This is a genomic window from Mesorhizobium sp. M0106 (genome assembly GCF_040322715.1).
Lineage (GTDB): Bacteria > Pseudomonadota > Alphaproteobacteria > Rhizobiales > Rhizobiaceae > Mesorhizobium.
In genome coordinates this window covers 193,990-215,491 of record NZ_JAMYUA010000007.1, presented here as the reverse complement: position 1 = coordinate 215,491, position 21,502 = coordinate 193,990, and the positions used below count along the sequence as shown (strand labels likewise).

The following is a 21,502-nucleotide window of genomic DNA, read 5'->3' as shown; positions in this document are numbered from 1 at the left end:
CATCACAAGGTGTCCACCTATTTTGGTGGACACCTCATGCATCAGAGCACTCAACAGCAAAAGGTGCGGGGAAATTCGCGCTTACGATGTTCCGAACAAGGCGGATGTCGCTCGGGTAGGAATAGTGACTTGGTACTACGGCGTCTATGGAGCAGCATCGGCGATGATCGCGGCATGCGATGGATCGTTCCCAGATAATCACGCCGCAACCGCACAACAGTGGGATCGCCAGTTTCCAGCAAACGGTCTCGCTATGGCGCCTTTCGGAGACCGCCTCTCCAACCTGTTGGAAAGCACGTTGAAGCGCGAGCTCGCACCTATCAGGGCTCGCGGGAAGCATTCGTTGACAACAGTACCGGCCACGCCTGAGCAAGCCTGGGGCTGCTGCGCCGAGTACCTATCTGGCACCGCGGGTTGGGAACAGTGGAATATTCAAGAGAGGTTAGTGGACGATCGTGAGTTCAAGGCGCTGGGCGTCGACAACTTTCGGACCCTCCCCGCCAGGCAGATACGTGATGCGTGGTACGCGAAGCGGGGCCTAGCATTCCTGCACCAGGCCTCTCGATATCGTGGAAAAGCAAATTACCGCGACGCCATATTTCTCGCTTACGGCAAATCCGTAGAGCGGCTTCTGGAAGGCTTCATCCACGACCTAGCGGATGTGTTGAAGTCATTCTCCGCCATGGCGGCCGGCTATGCCTCAATGAGGATGGGACGGGAACGATGGTCAGCGTTTATCGACGATTTGGATGAGAAAAGGTCCATCTCGATATCGCCCAAGACAATTTGGATGTAGCTGATGGCTCTCTTTTCAGCGACCGGCAAGCCTGATGGATCGGATCGGAACCAGAACACTGAACTGGAGGCGATGGCCAAAGCCCTGAATTCGAGTGGCCGATATCGTGTGCTTCGTCGGCTCGAGCCGAGATTGGCCGCAGTACCTCCAGAAGGCACTGAAACGCGAATCGGGCTGTTCGTGGATGTCGAGACAACGGGCCTCGATCCGACCAGTGACGAGATTATCGAACTCGCCATGTTGCCCTTCACCTATGGGCTCGACGGAACGATATTCAATGTTGGGATGCCATTTCAGCAGTTCCGCGAGCCGAGCCAACCTATCCCAGCGGCGATTTCGGCGCTGACGGGAATTACCGACGAGATGGTGGCTGGGAATGCGATTGCTGCAGCGGAGGTGGCCGCGTTCGTGAGCCCGGCATCGCTTGTAATTGCACACAATGCTGCCTTCGATCGCAGATTTCTCGAACGACTGAGCGACGCCTTCATCACCAAACCGTGGGCCTGCTCAATGACCCAAATTGATTGGGCAGGGGAAGGGTTCGAAGGTACGAAGCTGGCTTACCTGGCGACGGGTGCCGGCTTTTTCTACGAGCGCCACCGCGCCTTTCAGGACTGTGCGGCCGCGGTTGAGCTGCTCTCACTATCGTTGCCAAAGGCGGCAATGCCCGCAATGAGCCGCTTGTTGGAGCGCGCGCGCCTTTCAAACTGGAGGATATGGGCCGAGAATTCTCCATTCGGTCTGAAGGACGTGCTGAAAGCGCGGGGCTATCGGTGGAATGCCGAGGGCAGCCAGAGCCCACGCTCTTGGTACATCGATGTCGATGACGATGCGAAGGAGTCGGAACTCTCGTATTTGCGTACGGAGATTTACCGGCGTGAAGTTGATATAAAGAGACGCAAAATTACCGCCTACGATAGGTTCTCCGACCGGTCATAAGGCAGAGCAAAAACAAGTCCGGGGGGCACTGTGCACATATCTAAACTTCAGCTCGTGAACTATCGCAATTTTCAGAGGGCAAACATCGTCTTCAGGAAAGGCATCAACACGATCATAGGGGAGAACGGGTCGGGAAAGACCAATCTCTTTCGGGCTATTCGGCTTCTTCTCGACGAAAGTATGCTGCGCTCTGCGCTGCGGCTAGAGGAGCGAGATTTTCATCGAGGTTTGGCCAACTGGCGTGGCCACTGGATTATTGTCAGTCTAGAATTCGACGAAGTCTCCGACGACGAGACGATACAAACCCTCTTCTTACATGGATCGGGGAATATCGAAGACGGAGCGATCGGTCGGGCAACCTACAATTTGATATTTCGGCCGAAGGCCGTGGTTCGCAGCCGACTGTCTCAGCTTGATGAGGGGGATAAGGCCGGCCTGGACGCCATTCTTTTGACCCTCACAACCGATGACTATGAGACCGTCCTTACCGGCAAAAGCACGGCCGATTTTACCGATCCCGCTGTTTACACCGCCCTGGTCGGTGATTTTGAAAACGTCAGATTCAGCGCGGATCTCGATCCACCAGAAATCGGCGGCAAGATCCCGGGCATTTTCTCGATAACGAGAGAAGTCTCTTTTACCTTCGTGCAGGCCTTGCGCGATGTCGTCGCCGACTTCCACAACAATAGAACGAACCCCCTGCTGACGTTGCTGAAGAGCAAGAGCGGGGAGATTAATCCCGCAGAGTTTGCGCCCATCACCACGCAGGTGAAGGATCTCAACACAGCAATCGAGGGCCTCTCGGACGTAAGGGAGGTTCGCTCCGATATCCGCAAGACGATAAACGACACGGTCGGCGATACCTATTCGCCAACATCCCTCTCTATCCGCTCCGATCTATCTGACGAAGCGGATCGGCTCTTTCAATCCCTGAAACTGTTCGTTGGCGAATCTGAAGAGGGTTACGAGGGCGGGATCCAGGAGCTCAGTCTGGGCGGCGCCAATCTTATCTACCTGACCCTCAAGCTGCTTGAATTCAAATACCAGAGGGTCAAGCAGTCGATTGCAAACTTTCTGCTCATCGAAGAACCGGAAGCGCATATCCACACGCATATTCAGAAGACATTGTTCGACAAGCTCAATTATCCCAACACACAGGTGATTTACTCGACCCATTCGCCGCATATCTCCGAAGTCAGCAACGTCGAGAACATTAACATCCTCGGCCGGGTAGGCGGCCGATGCGAGGCATTTCAGCCTGCCACAAGGTTGACGCCTTTGGAGGTGGGAAACATCCAACGGTATCTCGATGCGGTTCGCAGCAACCTGCTTTTTGCCAAGAGCGTGATCTTAGTCGAAGGCGATGCCGAAGAAATCTTGATGCCGATCATCATCAAAAAGGTGCTGGGCGTCAGTCTGGACGAGCTTGGAGTGAGCCTGATCAATATCCGCAGCACCGGGTTCGAAAACGTCGCCGTTCTGTTCCATGATCAGCGCATCCGCAAGCGATGTAGTATTGTGACCGACCTCGATGCTGCTTTCATCGACACGAATCCGAATCCGGATGATGCTCCAGCATTGGCCACAGCTAAGAAGCGAGCTCTGGGATCGCAAAAAGCCGGCATTGCGAGGAAAGCTGGTCTCGGCGAGTTCACCAAAGACAATCCTTGGGTCAAGCCCTTCTTCGCCTCGCATACCTTTGAGGTCGACTTTGTTGCCGCCGGCAACGGTGCCAAGGTCGTCTCGGTGGTGAACGAAGTCTACAAAGACCCCGCAACGATCACGCTAGCCAAGGCAGAACTTGAATCAAATGACATCGCGGCATTTGGCTCGCGCGTTTTGACGATGGCTGGAAACGCTGGCAAAGGCTGGTTTGCCATTCGCGTCGGCAGGGTGATCGATCACCACACAATTATCCCGGATTATCTTCTAAAGGCACTTTTCTTCGCACAAGGTTCGCTCAGCCAGCCTGTGGCTTTCAATATTCTCAGCCATCGGATCGATCACATCGCGAAGAGTGACGGCGTTGATGCGGCCGCTGTCGCAACGTTCCGGGACAATCTCCAAGCATTCCGCGACGGGGGGCTGGACTTCCCAGGCGTTCGCGCTGCCATGCTGCAAGCTTTTCCGGCTGACGAGATCAACAACATTCTTGCCGGGGTGTGAATCGTGTTCGTCTGGAACAAAGGCGATCTTAACGACGAGCAGGAAGCTGCGGTCAACGAAGAGAAGAATGTCTTTCTGGTCGCGTGTCCGGGCAGCGGGAAAACGCGGGCGCTTACCTATAAGATTGCCAGCCAGCTGTCAAAACTCGAATCCGAAAAGCAATGGGTCGTGGCAATCACCTATACTCATCGAGCGGCGGATGAAATTCACGAACGCATCGAGAACCTTGGGGTCGACACTAGTCAGCTTTGGATCGGAACGATTCACTCGTTCTGCCTGGAGTGGATCCTGAAACCCTACGCCATCTATCACGATGCGTTGAAGTATGGGTTTCGGGTGATAAACTCGCACGATACGGAACGAATTCTGTCCGAGGTCTGTTCCCCCTATCGTTACCCGAACATCACCCATTGGGATTGCAATCACTACTACACTCCCGCGGGCCGTGTTCTGACGTGCCACGCCCCCAGGCGCGTAAACGTGGCCTCGGCGCTCGATCAGTATCACGCGCTGCTTCTGCAAAATCGCCAGATAGATTTCGAACTTATCCTGCACTTTGCGCACGAGCTGATCATAAGTCAGCCGACAATCAGCAAGCTCCTGAGTTCACTTTTCTCGTACATCCTGGTCGACGAGTATCAGGACACGAAAGAAATCCAGTACGCAATTCTCGCCTCGATCCTGAGGGCTGGCGGAGGCAAGGTCGGGGCCTTCATCGTTGGGGATCCAAACCAGGCGATCTACGGATCGCTTGGAGGATACGCAATTACTGCCGCTGAATTTAGCGAGATGGCGGGGGTCGATTTCAAAGAGATGGATCTGTCGCGCAATTATCGAAGTTCGGAGCGGATCGTTGGATATTTCGGCAACTACAATGTCTACGCCACGAAAATCTCCGCTGAGGGCAAGGATAGGCAATATGCCAGTCTGATATCGTTCGACCCGGTGACGGCCCGAGATGGTCTGGAAGAGGAGCTGGTCCGGCTGGTCCGATACAGTATTGAAACGGCGGGAATCGCGCCGAACGAGATTTGCATTCTCGCGCCTCAATGGGTCCATCTAGCCAGCATGACCAGGCGACTCGTCGCGGCCTTGCCGGAGTATGGGTTCGATGGACCGGGTATGGTGCCATTCGCGCGCGACATCGACAATTTTTGGTACAAGCTCTCGAAGATCGTCCTAACCCAAGCATCGCCTCACATGTATGTCCGCCGTTTTCGCTGGATTGGCGACGTGTTGGGCGCGTTGGGCGATGCCGGGGTAGACATTGGAAAGCTTACCCGAAAATCCCTGCTGAGGACGTGTAATTCAATCACGATTGGCGAGCAGGACGGGCTCGCTTATCTGGAACAGTTTTTTGACGCCTTGTTCGCCACTATCGGCGTTGATTTCAGGGCATTTCCGGCCCTGGCTGAGCATCATGATGCGTTTTTTGAGAGCTCGCGCGCTCGCATTCAACGACTTCAGACGGAAGGCGCGGAATATATCGGCGAGATTGCAACGTTCAAGCGGGTATTTGAAGGGCGGAAAGGCATCACTGTCTCGACGATCCACGGCGTAAAGGGAGCGGAGTACGACACTGTGATCAGTTATGCGCTGCTTGAGGGCATGGTGCCAAACTTTAACGACCCGACTCCCGCTGAGAGCGCCTGCAAGCTACTTTATGTCATCGGCTCCAGAGCAAGAAAAAACCTGCATTTGCTCTCGGAGCGCGGTCGGCAGCGGGGCGGCGGATGGGGAGAGTATCAACCGACGACCGCGCTTGCCGATTGCCAGTTTGCCTATGACAAGGTGCCATGACGTGCCGCACGGCTGTCGTCTCCCGTGCGAGCCCAGGCGCCCCAGGTATCAACTCGATAAATTTGGTAAACACGTCTCGGAATCAGGTCCTGGTCGAGGTGTCTGTCAAAAGCGCGGGTTTGCGAGTTTGGCGAGCATACGCTCCTCTGCCTGAGCCCGAGAAATCGCCTGAGCAGACGACCCAAGGTATTGGCCTAAGAGCTCGATAGCATGCTTGGCATCCAGCCCTTCAAATGTTCCCATCGCATGAGCAAGGTTGTATAGATCGCGACACTTGTCGCGCTGGAGCAGCGCTCGCAGTTTCGTCGCCAGGATTTCCTCTCGCGAGAATGTTGGCACATTGTCGTGCCGGTGAACCAAGGGTTCTCGACGTCAAACTCGCGCTGATGCATGCAAGCCAAAGGCTAGGGAAGCTGGGCATGTCCGGATACACAAGCTGCCGCCAACGCCATCCGTGGAAGCAGTTGACATAGACGAGCTGATCTCGCAGCTTCTCCGCCAATGAAGCGTGAAATGACTGTCGTCATCGCAGGGCTGGAGACCAAGAGCGAGAAGATCCGCGCGCTGTTGCACGAAGGCTACATGCGGACGGAGGTCGCGGACTTCCTCAACATCCGGTACCAACACGTCCGCAAGGTGGCCGTCGACGCCGGCATCGAAGGCGGCCTCCAGCGCGGCCTCGTCGTTGTTCCCAAGTCAAAGCCTATCCCGAAGGTTCGCGCCGATGTCGCGATCGACGTGCTCGCGGACGCCGGATTCGAGCGTCTGGGTATGTGGGTGGCCGACGGCGCAGGCGGCATCGGGCTCGACACCTCCGCACCGCGTGACGCCGGCGTCTACGTGTTCGTGGTCGACGGTCTCATCAAGTACATCGGCGTGAGTCGGGCTGGCATCCGCAGCCGCATGTCAAACTACCGGCTCGGCCAGGCCGGACAAAAAACCAGCGCCCGCGTGAACCAGACCATCAACGAACACGTAACAGCCGGCACAGTCGTCGAGATCTACATCGCGATGCCCCCTGCGCTCGAGTGGAACGGCTTGCCGGTGATCACGGCCGCTGGGCTAGAAGCCGGGCTGATCAAAATGATCCAGCCACCGTGGAACAAGATGGGTGTGGAGAGTTAGATGGCTAGGCGGTGGCGACGTGTCGCTATGGATGCGGACATTATGGATTTCGGCGGCTCGGCTATCATCAGGATTTCGCGCGGGACGAAGGGCGATCCCATGGCGAGCGTCGAACGCATGGAATGGTTCGAACCTGACGGCCATGAACACACAGGTTACGCGGATGCGGTGACGGACCGGCGACGGCCGGCAGCGGAGGTGCTCGCCGAATATCGAAAAACGACGGCTGTGGTTGCGGTCGAGAGCGAGGACTTGTGGGACGCGGCCTGGGGAGAATTGGACAGCGAGCATCGCTAGAGGACGTTCAAGCTTCCGCGAATGAAGGCATCAGCATGCCTTGGTTTGCGAGGTCGGGCTCAGTTCTCTTGGCGTGAGGCTTTCTTGGCGTACCAGGTGCGAGGTTCGGCTGCGTCGGTCCTGAGGCCGACGAACACCGCCGTGACACCTGTTGTTTCATCATACTCCTGCGTCGATCCGTATTTTGAAAACTTGATTGAGTAAACGAGCCGCTTGCCAAGCAGGGAAAGTGTGCGGTCGAGCCACGCGGGCGCGGCCCACAGAATCTCGCCGTCATTGTGATGGTCGACCTGCCGTTGCCCTGGAGCCGGCTCCCAATTGCCCCACACCTGACTTCTGAGCGCGAGGTATCCATCCCTATCGTACCATTCTCGGGCATCGGAAGTGAGCCTTAACCCAAGCTGTTCGGTGAGCTCGATGCCAAGCCGCGGCCTTCCGGCAGGGCCTTGAGCCGCGATCTTGTCTCCGGCGTCGATGCCAAGGCCATGGGCGTCCGGTGCCCAGACAAATGGAAAAAAGGGATTTAAATGGCTGCGCCGGCGCTCGTACCGGCCCTGGTCCCAGAACATTGGCAGCCAGAGTTCATGGTCGCTCAGCTTGGAAAACGCCTTGCATCTGCCGATGGATCCTCGGCGCGGCGACAGTGCAGATACGATGCGCACGTACACGCCGTCTGACGAGACCCAGCTCCCATAGATAGGAACGAGACCTTCAACCCTTTCGGTAACGAGTCCCAGACCCTGCAGCAGGGTGCCCTGGTCTTTAAGCGTTTCCTGCTGGCCAATCCTGCGGCCGAGCAGCTTCGCTTTCGCAGCGGCTGGGACTGTATCCTTTCGATCCGAAAGCCAGGATCCGTCCGCAAAGGTGATGTCGTAGCGATGTAGCCAGTCTGCCCAAGGTGAGCCATCATCTGCGTCATCGTAACGATGCTTCACAATCGGCAAAGTCGCGACAAGGGTGGTAGCCGCACTAAATAAGGCATGTCTTTGGATATGCTCCCGGTAGAACTCATACCGCTCGTCTCCGTCCCGGCCATATCGGTCGCGACCTGGGAAATAGTTCAGGCTCGTCGCCTTCGGCCATCGCTTCGTTATCTCTGCCGCGATAGCGTCGGTGACTGCCTCGTTTGCCAACCCGAAAAGTCTGGCCAGACGGGCAACCTCCGACTTAGCAAAGTCATAGTCGAATGAAAATCCCGACTTGGACTCCACGGCGGCGGGCCAGTCATCCCTCTCGATGAAGCCGTGTGAGGGTCCGTCTATCGCCTCCCTTAGCGCGTCGAGTTCCAGGTCCTGTGCTCCTTTGTCCCGAAAGTGCTCCAGACATCTGGCGATATGGAGTTTATGCACCACATGGATGTCGGGCCGCATGGCAAGCGCCACTAACTTGGGTCGAAGATGGCGGAGCTTCGCTGGATGGGAGAGAGCCGCTCGCGCCAAACCCATCAGGAACCATTGCTGGGAATTCTGAAACGATAGTCTGGTTTCCGGGGAAACCAGTGCCGCGACCTCGGTTTGATCAAAGCCGTCGAGAAGAACGTTGAACTCCTCGATTAGGCCCAGATCGGCCAACGTTCCCAGGCTTCTCGCCACTGCCCACCTGATATAGGCGTCGTCATCCCCGAGCAGATGCCAGATGATCCCGCCAATGAATTTTGCCTGGTTGTTTCCTGACTCGAATTCCTCTCGCCAAGCGCCCTCGCCAATCTCATCCGCCATCCGCGCCGACGATCCGGACAAGAGGGTCTCCAGTGCGTCCAGACTTGCCTTGGCGGAGGCCTCCCGGCAGAGACCGGTTGCCAGTTGAAGCCATTCATCGCCGTCAAGTTCGAGCTGCTCCCGGGCCACGGTGCGCAGAACCTGACCCAAGACGAACCCAGGGTCCTTGCAGAAGTTCGAAAGTGTGCTGATATGGCGGGTGACATTCGAGAATCTAAGATCAAAAAGCTCCGATCCTTTGTACTCGAATAGCTTCTCGACAACGTGCTTTGCACTTGTGCGCAGGTGAGCAACGGCTTCGTCCCATAAGGCGACGGACGCCACGATCAAATCGGTCGTGCGGTCAAACTCGAGTTCAGAGCACTCGCAAAGGGCGAGCACAAAGCTCAAACGGTCGTCAAACGGGCACCGCTCAACAAGGCCATCGAGAAAGCGCTTCCTCGCATAGTAGGGCAGCGACTTGTCGTCCGCGACTTTTCGTAAGGCTTCATCGATCGCGAGCGCGGAAGTCGGATCGCAGGCGTCGACGAGCTGGGCGATACGGCTATCGACTTCAGCGTCCGAGCTCTTGCCCCTTGCAACTGCCAGTACCGATCTCTCTTCAGAGCTGTTCCGGCTATTGAATTCGTCCTGCTTGCGTGCGTCGTCGGACTTGAGAAGTAACAGCGCCGCCCGATCTACTTCATCGAGGCTGCCGGGGAACCGGTCACCAGCCTTTAGAATACTCTCCCAGAGAGATGGCCAGGCACCAAAGGGCCGTTCTGCCTTGAGTTTGTTGAGAATGGTCAGCAGGATTGGTCGCCGATCACCTAGCTCGGCGACACCAAGGAGGTCACCGAGGCCGTCGCCAACCTGCCACTCATGCCACCCGTGATCCTCGCAGATCGAAACAAGGACCGCGCCCCGTCGTGCGTCGAGAGCCCCATTCTTGGCAAGGAAGCACGCCAGTTGCGGCAGGCCGTACGAGTAGTCGGCAACGTCTTGATCGTCCCACCGCAAGAGTTTGTGTGCCGCCGCGAGCCCGATCGACTTCGCTGCCGCGCGCGCGAATAGTGGCCACCCAAATTTACCAGAGTCTTGATGCACCACCGTCTGGCACAGATTCATCATGCGCTGCGCCAGGTCCGGTCGAACGAACCCTCCCCGTTGGACAGAGGCATAGTGCAGCAGCGAGTAGATTCTGTCGTGGTCTTCGCCACCCATCTGGTCGAGCTGCGCTAGACCCTGGCGGTAGTAATGCCGCGCTTCTCCCAGACTCATTGGAACCAGCGACGAGGCGAGCTCGGCGTAGGATTCCCCTCGCTGCTCCACATTGTCATCTTTGCCAATGTGCTCGGCTATGTGGCGCGCGAACCGGCCGGCGAGATCGTGCAGATTAGAACGCTCAGCGAGAAGGCTCAGCACTCCAGTCTTCTGACCAATGAAAAAGCGGTCATTGGAAATCAGCTCGATCAGTGCTTGGGCATCGTCGGCCAGCACGTCGTCGGCATGCCTAAGCAAGAGTCGAGCGCACCCAATCCCAATTGTACGGGACATGAAGTCCGTCGGGCGCTCGGCCATGCGATGCACATCGGTGCGGAGCCGTTCCTTCCAGATCGCGATGAAGCTACTGACACTTTTGGCCGAGACACCCGTCCTCGTCAGTACCGCATCCTCGATCGGCCCTATCAGCGCGAGCACGAGCCCGATGCCGCTGCCGATCCCGTCACGCTCCCGCTCGGTGAAACGCGACTTCGCACGTTGTTTGGCCCGACCGCGCCGGGCGTCTGGGGGCTGCGCCGCACGAAGCTGACCGAGGAAGGCAACCAGATCCTTTTGGCTCTCAATGGCCTTGGCCTGGCGCGTTACCTTTACCTCGGAGGGCAGAAGGTGGTGGTAGCGAACGCGCTTGCCGCGTGACCACGCCCGCACACAGGCTCGCAGGATGGGCCCCCATGCCTTCGAGGGTCCGTAGCGTTCCCCGTACTCGTAACTTGACGGGCGCGCCGCGATCGACGAACTGAGAATGCGCCCAGCGGCTGCGCGAGAACTAAACAATAGCGCGGTCAAGGCGGCCTGGACTGCGTCGTTCTCAATCGCCTGCCCAGGTTCATCCTCCACCTCGCTGATTGTCACCTCCAGTTGTTTGGGGGTAGGGGCAGCAGCTCGCGCGAGCAACTTCGCCTGTGCTGCGCTCAGCCGATTCTGTCTAGCCAATAGCGAGACCTTGAGCGCGAACGCGTTGCACTTCTCGCTCGATGCGAACCCTATGAAGTTGTCCAATACAACATCGCCGCTGTGGCGCTCGTACAGGTTCAGCAACTCTATAATTTCGCGGGACACCGACACGGAGAAGCTGTTGTCCCACCGTGACAGGTTGCGGTCGACGACACCGTATTCACCGGCGAGCACGCATTGAAAAAAGACCGCAGCGAGATCAGCGGCGGAAGGGGCCTGACGATCCCTGTTCCCCTCTTCTTGGGCCTGTTCCCAGTGCCATCTAATCCATCGGATCGTGCTCTCCCGTTGAATGAGCGCCTCTGCCTCTTCGCCAGCAAAACCATGCGCGACCGTCAGCCGTGCATTTCTGGCACCACGCCAGCCCGATCGGTCATTGAACAGCCGACGATAGGCGTCCGGGTCGCCCAACATCGTCGCGAGCGCCGGCGAACGGCGAATAAATTGGTCACCCCGGACATTGGCCGCGGCAATTTGCGACAAGCGCATGGTCAGTCCCAATACGCGATCGATGTCGTTCGCGTTCACCGCAAGTCGAAAGGCAGCATTGAGTCTTGCGAGCGTCAGCCGCCGACGGCCAAAATCGGATTGTATTGTGGTCGGGAACTGGTTGGAATCCGCTAGCGCAAAAGCCCGATCGCTATCGTCGATGACGACGAGGAAGTGCGGAAGCGCCTCCGCGGCGTAGGCTGATGTGCTCTGCGCTCCTAGCAGCCGCTCGGCGATTGCCTGTTGTGCGGCCGTTTCACGCGAATATTGCTCTCGCACATAGGATTCGGTCGGCTCGTCGCGAAATATGGCACCGTGCGGGACGAGTTCCAGCATCGGCACCAAATCGCCTGCCGCCGTACTCACCTGAGACTTTGGCCACCCGAGCGCGGTCGCGAGCTCTTCCAACGGGATGGGTGGGGGCAGAAGCGAGAGTGCAGCAAAGAACTCGACCACCTCGGCGTCCCGCCAACCAGCGATCCTCAGGTCGGCGAAGATCTTGTCGCATCGCTGCGCGATAATTTCTCGCACGGTAATCGGGGTTTTGGGCGCATTACCGCGCACATTGCTCTCCCAAGTTTGCACAAGGTAGTCGAGGACCCGTGCGTTGCGGCCCGATCGCGCCACGGCGGTTATGAATTCGATATTGGAGAGGGTCTTACGCCGGTCCTCGAGGAACTGGCGCGCCTCAGCCTCGGAGAACGGCCCCAACTCAAATGGCTCGACCTTTGTCCGACCCACGACATCGGGCATACGGTGCGTCCGCGCCGTGAGGAGCAATTTCACGCCTTCGAGTGCCTCGTTGTCGAGTGATGACAGCAGTAGTTTCGGAAAGGCATCCTGCTTTCGGTTGTCTGCCTCCAGCTGTGCGTTGTCGGCGGCGTCGATAACGATCAGAATCCCGCTCTTGTTGGATTGTTCCCTCACTGCCTTCGCGGCCTGAGCGAAGCGCTTACGCGCAGCCTTGACGAGGCCGATGCGGTCACTATCGCCGGGCAACAACGGATCACACAGGCCCCGCGAGGCCAACTCATTGGCAATCTGCACCAGTCCGACAGTGGGCAGATGCCGTGCCTGATCTTCCGACCGGTAGGCGCCGCCCCCGAAGCAGTCGAAAACGACGACTTCGAATTGCCCTGTCAGCCTTGCCGCCAAGCCTTGGATGAACACTGTCTTTCCAACACCACCCTCGGCGTGGACAAAGACCGGCAGCGTCGAATTTCTGACCAGCTCTCCTACGACGCGGAGCTCGGCGCGCTCGACAACGGCACCCACATCAATGAAGCGCGTATCGGCCGGGAACAGATCCTCTGGTTCGCAGTCCAGGGCATCGAGAACGTCCTCACGCCGAATAAGATTGTTGTTCTGTCCGCCCGGGCCAGCCTTTTTCAGGATGAGTTCCTGCAGGCCAAACAATCGCAATCTTGCAGGCCCGTCGGCTCCGCTGGACCAATCCGTCAGGATCCGGCGCAGGGTGTTGCTCTGTCCCGGCAGGCTCTTCTCACCCGCCCGGAAGTCGATTCTCGAGAACAGACGACGAGAATCTTCCACCTTGTGAGCCTTGCACAGCGACATCAGGTACCGGATTGGCTCAGCATCGGTGCTATCGGCTGACGTCCGCCCCACCTGCAGAGCCTCGATCGCCTCCCATAAGCCGTCTGAGAATTCAGCCGTCGTGACGAAGGAAAACGAAAGCTTCGCCTCGACCTCGTCGCGTGAGAATTTTTTCTCGTAGCCGACAAGGGTGCCGCAGAACTTCACGATGGTCTTTTTGAGATAGGACGCCGTAACCGGGGCCCCCCTCTCCTTGTACTTGAACTGGACGGTCTCCTGCCTATCGCACGAGGCGAACTCGTTTCCCTCGCCGTAGTAGAGGACCAGGTCCGCTACATCTTCGGCCTCGGCACCGGGGTTCGCTGTTTCGGTTGACGAAATGCCTTCAACGGCAATTGCGAAGAGCCGGTCCTTAGGAAAAATCAGCTGCAGGGCACGCCGTGCGGCCCAACGTTCGTGGAACGTATGGCCGGCCCTCGAGGAGCGGACCTTGTCGATGCTGTCGTCTATTTTCGGCATTCTGCCCCAGTGAAAGGTCTAGACAAAGATGTTCCAGGAACGCAGACGGGCTTGGAATAGCAAGTCTTGTTGATATGCGCTGCAATCAGCGCGGCCGACAAGCGCAGGATCGCGATATCCGCTCCACCATAGCCTGCCACTGCCGGAGGTGCTCAAGAATGGCCCCTCCGCGCAACATTTCGTCGATGAAGCCCCAAGAGCGGCGGAGACCTCGACGCTTCACCGTCCGCTGTTTGTTGCAAGACCGGTCGTGCCGGAGGATGTTCTGTGCTCGAAGCGAAACAATGGAAAAACAATGAGAAGCGCTTGAGCAAGCTGTGGCAACGAACGCTGATCGAGTGGAAGCGACCGGCCTCATATGTGTCGTCGCTCTCGACTTGGTTGCGTCCCGGACTAAACAAGAAGGGCATCCGCCATCTGCAGAAGCTCGGTGAAAAGGATCTCGCGTGGGATGATTCCGATTGGCTGAAGCTCACCCAGCGGGTGCTCGATGACGACGTCGATGACGTCACCGCTATCCTCTCGGACGCCTTATCCTTCGCCCGAGTGAGGGCTTTCCATGGCTGCCGCACTGCCGATCCCGGGTCGTACCATCAAAACGGCCTTCGGCTTAACGATCCAAGCGTGCTCGCGGCAAATCTGAGGGCCTTGGTCTTCACCGAGGAAGGGCTGGCGTTCTATCAGCCGAATATTGACCGGATGATTGCCCAGTTCGAAAATCGCGACCGCGACAGCGGCCAGGTCCATCTCGCGCTCGACGACCGGACGCAGACAAATGATGCGGGGCACTACCTGCTCTATGGCAGCGAATGGATGCAATGCATCCTGGGCTTCGGCGCCCACAATGCGCTGCTGAAGTGGGGCTACCCGACCATTGTCCTGGTGGATCTCCCCCTCAACATGGTGACCTCCGGCACCCGGGACGAACTCGCCCGAGCGCTCCTGCAAGAGTGGACCCGGATCAAGGTCAATCGCCCGGATTGGGTGCCTGAGCGCGATTTCACATTCACCCTCGCCACGGCAATCCCTCCTGACCTCGTCGTCGGTCACGAACATCCCGCTTGGATCCGTGATCCCTACTACGGCGGCACCAGGAGGCAGAACGACAGGCTGGTCTGTCCATCCTGCAGCACCGGGGTCACTGCGGAATAGCCTTCCAAACGACCTTCCCCTCTGCCTCGTCTAGCCGGCAATGGGCAACGGTCCCAATGGTCACCTAGAATGGTCCGAGCGCCTGTATCGGACCCACCTTCACTATGAAAACGAAGCCGAAGTTGCCGAACAGGTTGACTCAGCGCTCGGATGCACCGCGGTTCGAGGATAGGTGATGCAATCCAGTGAGACCACTCAATGAGCGATGAATATCCCGGCGCGAACCGCACCGTTGCAGACGATGAGGCGCGTCAACTAATCATGGCTCAGATCGAGGCGCACAACGGTGGCCTTTTGGGAGTGCTGCGCAAATACGAGCGGGGCAACGCCATACGCGTCTGGCACGGCACTGTTCGTGCCATCGAGGAATTCATCAACGTCCCGTTGTTTGCATCGACGATGACGATGTCGTTCAATGGTTGCTGTCGGTGAGGCTCGACGAGTCACTTCTTCGAAACCCCGCCCGGGTCTGGGTGCAAGTGAAGGCAGCTCTTGATATCCATGTCGATGGCGGAACGGTGGACCGCATATGTCAACTGATGGTTCAGCTGGCCGCCATCAGGTCAGGCTTCCTCATGCACGGTCAACGCAGTTTTGAGCCTGGCATCACGCTCGATACAGTCGGGAATGCCGTCGAATACCTGCAGTCCCGCCGTCGCCATTTTGTGGCCCTGCTTTACCTCATGCCCAGCGCCTGCCAGGGAACAGAAAAGCTGGTAGCCCTCGACACCCTTAACGTCTTTCTCCCCCATGTCGAGCACAGCTGCACCACGATCACCGGCCTCTATCTGCAGCTCGCGCTCATCGACGCACTTCCCGAATTCACCCTTCAGGTCGATGACACGGGCGCGCTCGGAAGCCATTAGCTACAGACGCTCGATGCGGGGTACCTCGATCCCGAACGCGCCTCAATCATGACCATAAATGAGCTTCGCCGCGACCCGATCGCTCCGGCCGAGCTTGAGGTCATCAATCCCAGGAAGGTGTTTTCCGCTGCAGAACTGCGGAACAGCGTCAAGCTGCTCAGCGCGACCTATGAAGCATTCGGATTGAAGGATTCGGACTTTGCGGCGATGGCTGCGGTGGTCACCAGCCTCTCGCGCCGGTGCCAGATGACTACGTCATTGCCATCGGCAAGGACAAGCTACGGGCGCTCCTGACGTCCCAAGGCGGCATTGCTTCCCAACGAGTTCCAGCGGCTGCTGGTAAACCGGTCGGCCAGCGACTACGCGCCCAATACCAATGCCTTCGAGCCTTTCATCGATGTGGGCAAAGCCGACGTCTCAAACGTCAATCTGCTGTCCCGCTTTCTCTACGCCTTCAAAAACATCCATCTAGGGAGCCGCCGGCGTTTCCAGATCCATGCCAGTTTCATCTTCGAGGACATGGTGAAACGAGACGTTGAGAGGCTCGGCCTTACCGTTACCGAAATCAAGCGGATCAATCGCAAGGAGTTCGACGTCGTAGCGACCCGTCACGACGTCATCTACAACCTCCAGTGCAAGAATAATTGGATCGACCTGGGCAAGGTCGAGTCAAACCGTGGCCTCTATGTCCGTTACAATCGCAAGCTTACCAACTACTACATTAGAGCCTTGGCTAAGGAGGAGCGGCGAGAACAGCTTCTCAAAGACAGGCTCGGGCTCGACAGAATCGAGCATCGCGTCATCAGCAGGTTCCCCGTGATCACGACTGATAGCCGGATCGTCAACTACAATCGGATCAGCGATTTGGCCGTGGTTCTTGGCAGCGCTTGGTGCGGGCACGGCTCGGGAAGAGCTTGGTCGAGCCCGTAAAGCCGATCTCAAGCGGCGACAGGTATTACACGCGTAAGCGGGCAAGACTTGTCGTCGCGGCCTTGATCGGCCAGGCCGTAGACATAACGCCACGGTCGCGATCGGTCGGCCGGTACGGCATACAGCCAGAACGCATCGCGCACCACACGTCAGGGGCGATGAAGCTCACCATGGTGGACCCGGCTTAGATCCACGCAGCGTGACGAAGAGCTTCAGGCCGGGCGATCTCGTCGACCCGACATTGACGGCGGAGCCGATCGATGTGAATACACGCGATATTAAATAGCTTGCATTCATATAAATTGTTGTATATTTAAAAAAATGTAAATCTAAACTACGTTGGCGGAAGACATGAGCGATGCCGCTTAGCCTGACGAACGCCGAAGCCCGCGGCCGAACCTATGCCGCAGCCCGCATGTTGGCCGGGCTAGACCAAGCCGCGCTTGCAGCATACGCTGGCGTGTCCGCGGCGACGGTTTCCAATGTGGAGCGAGGACGGGAAGGCCGGCCTGCAACACTAAAGGCTATCAGGAAGGCCCTGACACGCCAGGGCGTGCTTGTCGGCTTCAGTCCAATCAACGGACTTGCGTCCGTATCCATCTCGTTTGCCACCGATGACGAAGAGGAAGAGTGAGAGATGAGGTACTTCGGAGAATTCAACCGGGTCATCCGCGACAACATCCGCATCGCGGCGAGAATGTTGCGCAGGCTGGGGCTTAAGGCGCATGTCCTGCCGCACAAGACCTCGCTCGTGATCGAGCGTCCGCGTGGCATGTCATGGTCCGATTTTACGGCGGCTGTAGCGGCTGTCCTTCAGCCCCGGCGCGGCTCGGTCATGCTGTCGAGCCAAGCTACCGGCAACACCTACATCTGCAACAATCGTGGCAATCGCCCGGGTCGCTTCATCCGCCAGTAGACGCTGACGTTGACGGGGCGCCAATCGACCACGCTGACCGAACGGGAGGACATATTGGCCATCACTGCCAAAGACGTCGAGGAACTGCATACCTACGCCGAGGGCGTCATGGGCCGCGCCGACCATCATGCCGGTGCGGTGAAGGGCATCGCGCTCGCCATCCTGGGCGGGATCATCTGGCGCGGCGAACCCGATTCCATCCGAATTCGCAGCTTCGCCGGCACCCCCGCCAATATGCTCTGGGCCAAGATCGGCGGGAATACCTACGTGTTTGCCTACAACCACGAGACAGAGAAGATCGAGATCAGAGACCGCACCCAGACTGGCGCCGTCCTTCATAGTTTCGACAACGGCACGCCTGTCGCTGACGTCGAATCCGCCTTCAGGGCCTTGTGACCATGTTGGTTGCCCGCGCACAACTCGATTTCATCAAGACCCTCGTCGCGCAGTTCGAGCGGTCGAGCAATATCATGCAGCCCATCATCGTGTTCCAATCGCAGTATATCGCCATCATCACCCTTCTGAGGTCCGTCGGGCATGTCTTCGAGAAGGTCGACTGCAACACCCCCAAACGCAAAACATGGGCCGATGCCAAGTGGGAAGAGTGGAAACGGGCTCCGATCTTCGAAACTTTCATTGAACCCACGCGCAACGACTTGGTCAAGCAGTTCAAAGGTGGCCTTGAGCTACGCGATGACGCCTTCGAGTCGCCGGCCGTTGTGGCTGATCCTTCGATGCCCGATATGGTATCGATTGTGACGACCATGGATGCCCGGAGGCTCAGGAACGCCGAGGGCCGTCTCGTGATGCCGGACATTCACGAGGCGATCGCATTTTGGAACCTCCGCCTCCTTGATGCCGACGCGGTTTTCCAAGAGCCGCTCCACTAGCCGCTGTCACAAGTCGCTTTGAGGAATCCAACATGTCGGGCGAAGAACGCGCGCAAACACCGATGACGCTGACGCAACGGCTCAGCGCCATCGAGAAGTTGGAGACAGAGCTCGTCGAAAAGGCGCATGCCATCCTTCCGAAGGGTGCAGTCAACGTCGTGGATTTCTTCATCCTCGGTGCCACGCAGCGCACGCTTTCGCAGTCGACCGCCTTCCGGACCTTGATCAAGGCGCGCAACTTTCCTTCGGCAACGGTCCTCCTGCGTACGCAGATCGATACCGCCATGCGGATCAATGGCCTCAGGATGATGAGCAACGTCGACGAGGATGTTCAGCGGATCTTCAAGGGCGAACGCACCTTCGACCGCCTGATGTCGCGTCCCGTCGTCCCGGGCGGTAAGGCCGAGCGCCTCACCGATGCCTTCCTCAAGAAGAAACTCGCCGAGGATAATCCCTGGATCGAGCCGCTCTACGAGCAGACGTCCGACTTCGTTCACCTCAGCTTTCGCCATCTGTTTACAGCGATCACCGAGACCGATGCGGCAACACAGATGGCGACTATGGCGATCAGCGGCACCGATCCCAAGCAGGATGAGAGCGTGTACTACGAAGTGTGCGATGCATTCTTCCGCGTCTCTCGACTGACCTCCATGACCATTCTAGCCGTGATGATGGCTAGGCATCAGGGGGAGAGGGTCATGGCCGCCGGCGCCGCGCTGGAAGCCAACGGGAATGAGTGACGCTCGACGCCCGACGATCGAGCTCGATCGGCCCGAGGCGTGGCCCTCCGATCTCCTTGACGTGCTCACTTCCAATCGCGATGCGCTCCGCTCGCGTGAGAGAGGTCCGTTGAGTGACCGTTTCGATGCTGCGGTCTACGCGGTGGTTGAGGCGTTGCAGCCTTACAGCGTCCTCGGTTGGCATTGCACGCGTCTCGCCGATCACGAGATCGAAGACATCAGAGCCGACGGCATGGCACTGCTCGATGTCGATCTCGTGTCCCGTCGAATCGATGCGGCAATCCGGCACGAACTGATCTCGTCGAACCATGGCGAGCGCCTAAAGGCAGTCAACCAAGCCGCTGAGCGATACCGTGCTGGTATGCTGTGGTTCTGCTTCTTCATCCCAGCTCGCGCGGGCGAGGGCGGTATCGGAGATCTTGTCCGCTATTGGGGTGGCGAAGCGGTCTACAATTCGCATGACCGTCACCCGGAAATGGGCAAGGTCATCGCGGGGATCGGGCGGCCCGCAATCGTCGAAGCGGAAATCCCCATCGCGTGGTGTGGTCGCAATCGCGGCCTGCGGCTGGCGATGAACATTGGGCAAAGATACATCATCGCCCAGGGAACGCGGAGTCCGAACTCGATCGATGTCGAAGACAACATCAAGCGGCCGCTCCCTGCAGAGTTGGTCCGGGCGGTACATGTCTTCCCATCCCCCGAATTCCTGCAGCTGTCTGGCTGCTTGGATTGGCATCATCCTCTCTGATCTGATGGCTCGGCGACGAGCGATCCAGCCCGGAACGCACGCAGCAGCTCTCCCTGCGGCTTGGTGAGATAGAGCCAAGTACGCAGCTGCAGCACGACCACCTATCGTCAGCCGCGACATTTTGGGGTCAGAATATGCCCTCGTGGTCCAGCCCAGCGGGTTACTCCCCCGGCAGGGCAAGGTGCCGCTCGCCATCACCACGGTAGATAGCCGCCGTGTGCGCCGGCAGGTTCAGATGAGCGTGCGAGGGCGCATCTCGATGGCAAACCAACTGACCGGCAGGCTCGCAATAGGCCTCCCCATTTGCTTACCCTTTCGGTTGAGCGGGGCGCCTGGCCGCCGCCATTGCATCGCGGAACGCGAGCGTCACGGAATCCCGTCCCTGATCGCTCCTCTGTCCTCTCTCCGTTAGGACGGCTCTCATCTCATTGGTAGTCGTCAGGATATTGGACATCGAACTGGCGTGCGCGATTGCTGGTTCGCTTCCCACGAATTTCATGTCCTTTTGCAACAAATAGCCTTGGTAACGATACACTTGCGCCACGATATCGCCAGCGCTGCCGTTGTTAACAGCATCCACGCCCTCGAACTCGATCGGCTCGTCGAGATTGCGGATGGGAAGAACTCTCTCATCGAGTTGCCGGAAGAGGATTCCCGCTCCACGTGACGGGTCGGACATATACCCAATGTGATAGCTGTCGTTCTGCCGAAGCGGCCCAAAGAACTGACCATCCTCGCCGCGTTGAGCAATCGGCTGGATGACGCGAACGGCCGCCTTTAGGAGAGGGTAGTTCACAATCGGGTGCGCAATTTTGCGCGTCATCGCATAACCCCGAAACGCCACACGCCCGGCGAGTTCTCCATCGACGTACCGGTCGATCTGCTCTGGATGCCAAAAGCCGCAGCCATCAGAGAAGGCATAGTCGCTCGACGCGTTGAACAGGATAATGTCGTTTACCCTGAGCGCAAAGCAGCTCGGCTGGTGCTGGAAAATCAAGCTCTCTATGCCGAACGCATTCAGCCCTCTCCCTTGCCCATCAAGAGTGTAGAGGTAGAGCAGGCGATCCTTCGTACCGATCCGGTTACCAACGTGCAGGTGAGGGTCGATGGCCTCCATTGCCTTCTGCAGAATCAGCTGGTTCAGCCAAAGGCAGACACGAACCTTGTCGAGCCAATCGAGAAGCAAGAAATATTGGCGCGATGTGAGGGGCTGCCGCTCCAGCAGCACCAGCAAAATTGGCTTAACCGCGCTTTCCAGTGTGCTGTATTCCACATTGCAAACCTCGCAGGCAGGCATGACCAGAGCGGACCAGGCGAACTTGATTGGTTCACCCGATTGCGGTTCGAAAGCCATCGTCACGACTCGACTTGGGTCACCCGTCAGTTTGAGTAGCCATTTGGGAAGGATATGCTCCCGATTTTTGTTCGCTGCCGCTTGGCCGCAGAAAACACAATGTCGCCTTTTCAAACTCAATTGCCACCTCGTGTTCCGACTTTCTGGTCCTGGCCGCCTCGGCTGGCGCCGGTAGCGCAAGACGGCGTGCTTGCGCCGCATCTCTACCAAAAGAGCTCAATTTCGAGGTTGCCTAAAAACCAGACATTTCGGATTTCGATCACGCGGCGGCATGCTGCAAGACCTC

Annotated in this window: 20 protein-coding genes; 17 read left to right on the top strand and 3 right to left on the bottom strand. The window is 58.1% G+C overall.

Annotated elements, in window-relative coordinates; translation table 11 throughout:
- The 4 genes from NKJ55_RS10190 to NKJ55_RS10175 form a co-directional block, all read left to right on the top strand.
- The coding region (locus NKJ55_RS10190; RefSeq protein WP_352449780.1) for a hypothetical protein at window positions 1–796 on the top strand (796 nt) is incomplete at its 5' end.
- Window positions 797–799: 3 nt separating this feature from the next.
- A complete protein-coding gene (locus NKJ55_RS10185) occupies window positions 800–1,735 on the top strand; it encodes a 3'-5' exonuclease (protein ID WP_352449779.1) in 936 nt (311 codons plus the stop codon).
- Window positions 1,736–1,765: 30 nt separating this feature from the next.
- Entirely contained in the window at window positions 1,766–3,901 is a 2,136-nt protein-coding gene (locus NKJ55_RS10180; protein WP_352449778.1) for an ATP-dependent nuclease, read from the top strand.
- A 3-nt stretch (window positions 3,902–3,904) separates the two neighbouring features.
- Entirely contained in the window at window positions 3,905–5,701 is a 1,797-nt protein-coding gene (locus tag NKJ55_RS10175) for a UvrD-helicase domain-containing protein (RefSeq protein WP_352449777.1), read from the top strand.
- 105 nt (window positions 5,702–5,806) lie between these two features.
- Here NKJ55_RS10175 and NKJ55_RS10170 read toward each other — a convergent pair whose 3' ends face one another.
- Complete coding sequence (locus tag NKJ55_RS10170; RefSeq protein WP_352449788.1) at window positions 5,807–6,040, bottom strand: nucleotidyl transferase AbiEii/AbiGii toxin family protein; 234 nt, start codon at window positions 6,038–6,040, stop codon at window positions 5,807–5,809.
- A gap of 174 nt (window positions 6,041–6,214) precedes the next feature.
- Between NKJ55_RS10170 and NKJ55_RS10165 the strand changes: the two genes are divergently transcribed.
- A complete protein-coding gene (locus NKJ55_RS10165) occupies window positions 6,215–6,826 on the top strand; it encodes a GIY-YIG nuclease family protein (RefSeq protein WP_352449776.1) in 612 nt (203 codons plus the stop codon).
- A gap of 42 nt (window positions 6,827–6,868) precedes the next feature.
- Window positions 6,869–7,123: a hypothetical protein gene (locus tag NKJ55_RS10160; protein WP_352449775.1), complete on the top strand. Its 255-nt coding sequence runs from the start codon at window positions 6,869–6,871 to the stop codon at window positions 7,121–7,123.
- Between the two features lie 59 nt (window positions 7,124–7,182).
- On the opposite strand, the gene NKJ55_RS10155 is transcribed toward NKJ55_RS10160, so the two are convergent.
- Entirely contained in the window at window positions 7,183–13,620 is a 6,438-nt protein-coding gene (locus NKJ55_RS10155) for an NACHT domain-containing protein (RefSeq protein ID WP_352449774.1), read from the bottom strand.
- Window positions 13,621–13,887: 267 nt separating this feature from the next.
- Here NKJ55_RS10155 and NKJ55_RS10150 point away from each other — a divergent pair, with 267 nt between their 5' ends.
- The 11 genes from NKJ55_RS10150 to NKJ55_RS10100 all read left to right on the top strand — a co-directional run bounded on the left by NKJ55_RS10150 (window position 13,888) and on the right by NKJ55_RS10100 (window position 19,862).
- Window positions 13,888–14,772, top strand: coding sequence for a hypothetical protein (locus tag NKJ55_RS10150; protein ID WP_352449773.1), 885 nt, complete (start codon window positions 13,888–13,890; stop codon window positions 14,770–14,772).
- Window positions 14,773–14,970: 198 nt separating this feature from the next.
- Entirely contained in the window at window positions 14,971–15,204 is a 234-nt protein-coding gene (locus tag NKJ55_RS10145) for a hypothetical protein (protein ID WP_352449772.1), read from the top strand.
- A complete protein-coding gene (locus NKJ55_RS10140; protein WP_352449771.1) occupies window positions 15,201–15,638 on the top strand; it encodes a hypothetical protein in 438 nt (145 codons plus the stop codon). Before NKJ55_RS10145 ends, NKJ55_RS10140 begins: the two co-directional genes overlap by 4 nt.
- A 48-nt stretch (window positions 15,639–15,686) precedes the next feature.
- A complete protein-coding gene (locus tag NKJ55_RS10135; RefSeq protein WP_352449770.1) occupies window positions 15,687–15,932 on the top strand; it encodes a hypothetical protein in 246 nt (81 codons plus the stop codon).
- A 15-nt stretch (window positions 15,933–15,947) separates the two neighbouring features.
- Window positions 15,948–16,568, top strand: a complete 621-nt coding sequence (locus tag NKJ55_RS10130; RefSeq protein ID WP_352449769.1) for a hypothetical protein — start codon at window positions 15,948–15,950, stop codon at window positions 16,566–16,568.
- Between the two features lie 358 nt (window positions 16,569–16,926).
- The gene (locus tag NKJ55_RS10125; RefSeq protein WP_352449768.1) at window positions 16,927–17,202 is read left to right on the top strand and encodes a helix-turn-helix domain-containing protein; all 276 of its coding nucleotides are present in this window, start codon (window positions 16,927–16,929) and stop codon (window positions 17,200–17,202) included.
- Between the two features lie 3 nt (window positions 17,203–17,205).
- Window positions 17,206–17,484: a hypothetical protein gene (locus NKJ55_RS10120; RefSeq protein WP_352449767.1), complete on the top strand. Its 279-nt coding sequence runs from the start codon at window positions 17,206–17,208 to the stop codon at window positions 17,482–17,484.
- 54 nt (window positions 17,485–17,538) lie between these two features.
- Entirely contained in the window at window positions 17,539–17,880 is a 342-nt protein-coding gene (locus NKJ55_RS10115) for a Vch_cass14 family protein (RefSeq protein WP_352449766.1), read from the top strand.
- A gap of 2 nt (window positions 17,881–17,882) precedes the next feature.
- On the top strand, window positions 17,883–18,374 hold the full coding sequence (locus tag NKJ55_RS10110) for a hypothetical protein (RefSeq protein ID WP_352449765.1): 492 nt from the start codon (window positions 17,883–17,885) through the stop codon (window positions 18,372–18,374).
- 32 nt (window positions 18,375–18,406) lie between these two features.
- A complete protein-coding gene (locus NKJ55_RS10105; RefSeq protein ID WP_352449764.1) occupies window positions 18,407–19,114 on the top strand; it encodes a hypothetical protein in 708 nt (235 codons plus the stop codon).
- Window positions 19,115–19,256: 142 nt separating this feature from the next.
- Window positions 19,257–19,862, top strand: coding sequence for a hypothetical protein (locus NKJ55_RS10100; RefSeq protein ID WP_352449763.1), 606 nt, complete (start codon window positions 19,257–19,259; stop codon window positions 19,860–19,862).
- 307 nt (window positions 19,863–20,169) lie between these two features.
- Here NKJ55_RS10100 and NKJ55_RS10095 read toward each other — a convergent pair whose 3' ends face one another.
- Window positions 20,170–21,216 (bottom strand): hypothetical protein, encoded by a 1,047-nt coding sequence (locus tag NKJ55_RS10095; protein WP_352449762.1) that lies wholly within the window; start codon window positions 21,214–21,216, stop codon window positions 20,170–20,172.
- Window positions 21,217–21,502: the final 286 nt, after the last annotated feature.

Bases quoted from the DNA above. Each gene is read 5' to 3' on its own strand.
- NKJ55_RS10185 (WP_352449779.1), top strand. From the start codon at position 800: ATGGCTCTCTTTTCAGCGACCGGCAAGCCTGATGGATCGGATCGGAAC.
- NKJ55_RS10125 (WP_352449768.1), top strand. From the start codon at position 16,927: ATGCCGCTTAGCCTGACGAACGCCGAAGCCCGCGGCCGAACCTATGCC.
- NKJ55_RS10135 (WP_352449770.1), top strand. From the start codon at position 15,687: ATGACCATAAATGAGCTTCGCCGCGACCCGATCGCTCCGGCCGAGCTT.
- NKJ55_RS10155 (WP_352449774.1), bottom strand. From the start codon at position 13,620: ATGCCGAAAATAGACGACAGCATCGACAAGGTCCGCTCCTCGAGGGCC.
- NKJ55_RS10105 (WP_352449764.1), top strand. From the start codon at position 18,407: ATGTCGGGCGAAGAACGCGCGCAAACACCGATGACGCTGACGCAACGG.
- NKJ55_RS10165 (WP_352449776.1), top strand. From the start codon at position 6,215: ATGACTGTCGTCATCGCAGGGCTGGAGACCAAGAGCGAGAAGATCCGC.
- NKJ55_RS10160 (WP_352449775.1), top strand. From the start codon at position 6,869: ATGGATTTCGGCGGCTCGGCTATCATCAGGATTTCGCGCGGGACGAAG.
- NKJ55_RS10110 (WP_352449765.1), top strand. From the start codon at position 17,883: ATGTTGGTTGCCCGCGCACAACTCGATTTCATCAAGACCCTCGTCGCG.
- NKJ55_RS10145 (WP_352449772.1), top strand. From the start codon at position 14,971: ATGAGCGATGAATATCCCGGCGCGAACCGCACCGTTGCAGACGATGAG.
- NKJ55_RS10095 (WP_352449762.1), bottom strand. From the start codon at position 21,216: ATGGCTTTCGAACCGCAATCGGGTGAACCAATCAAGTTCGCCTGGTCC.
- NKJ55_RS10120 (WP_352449767.1), top strand. From the start codon at position 17,206: ATGAGGTACTTCGGAGAATTCAACCGGGTCATCCGCGACAACATCCGC.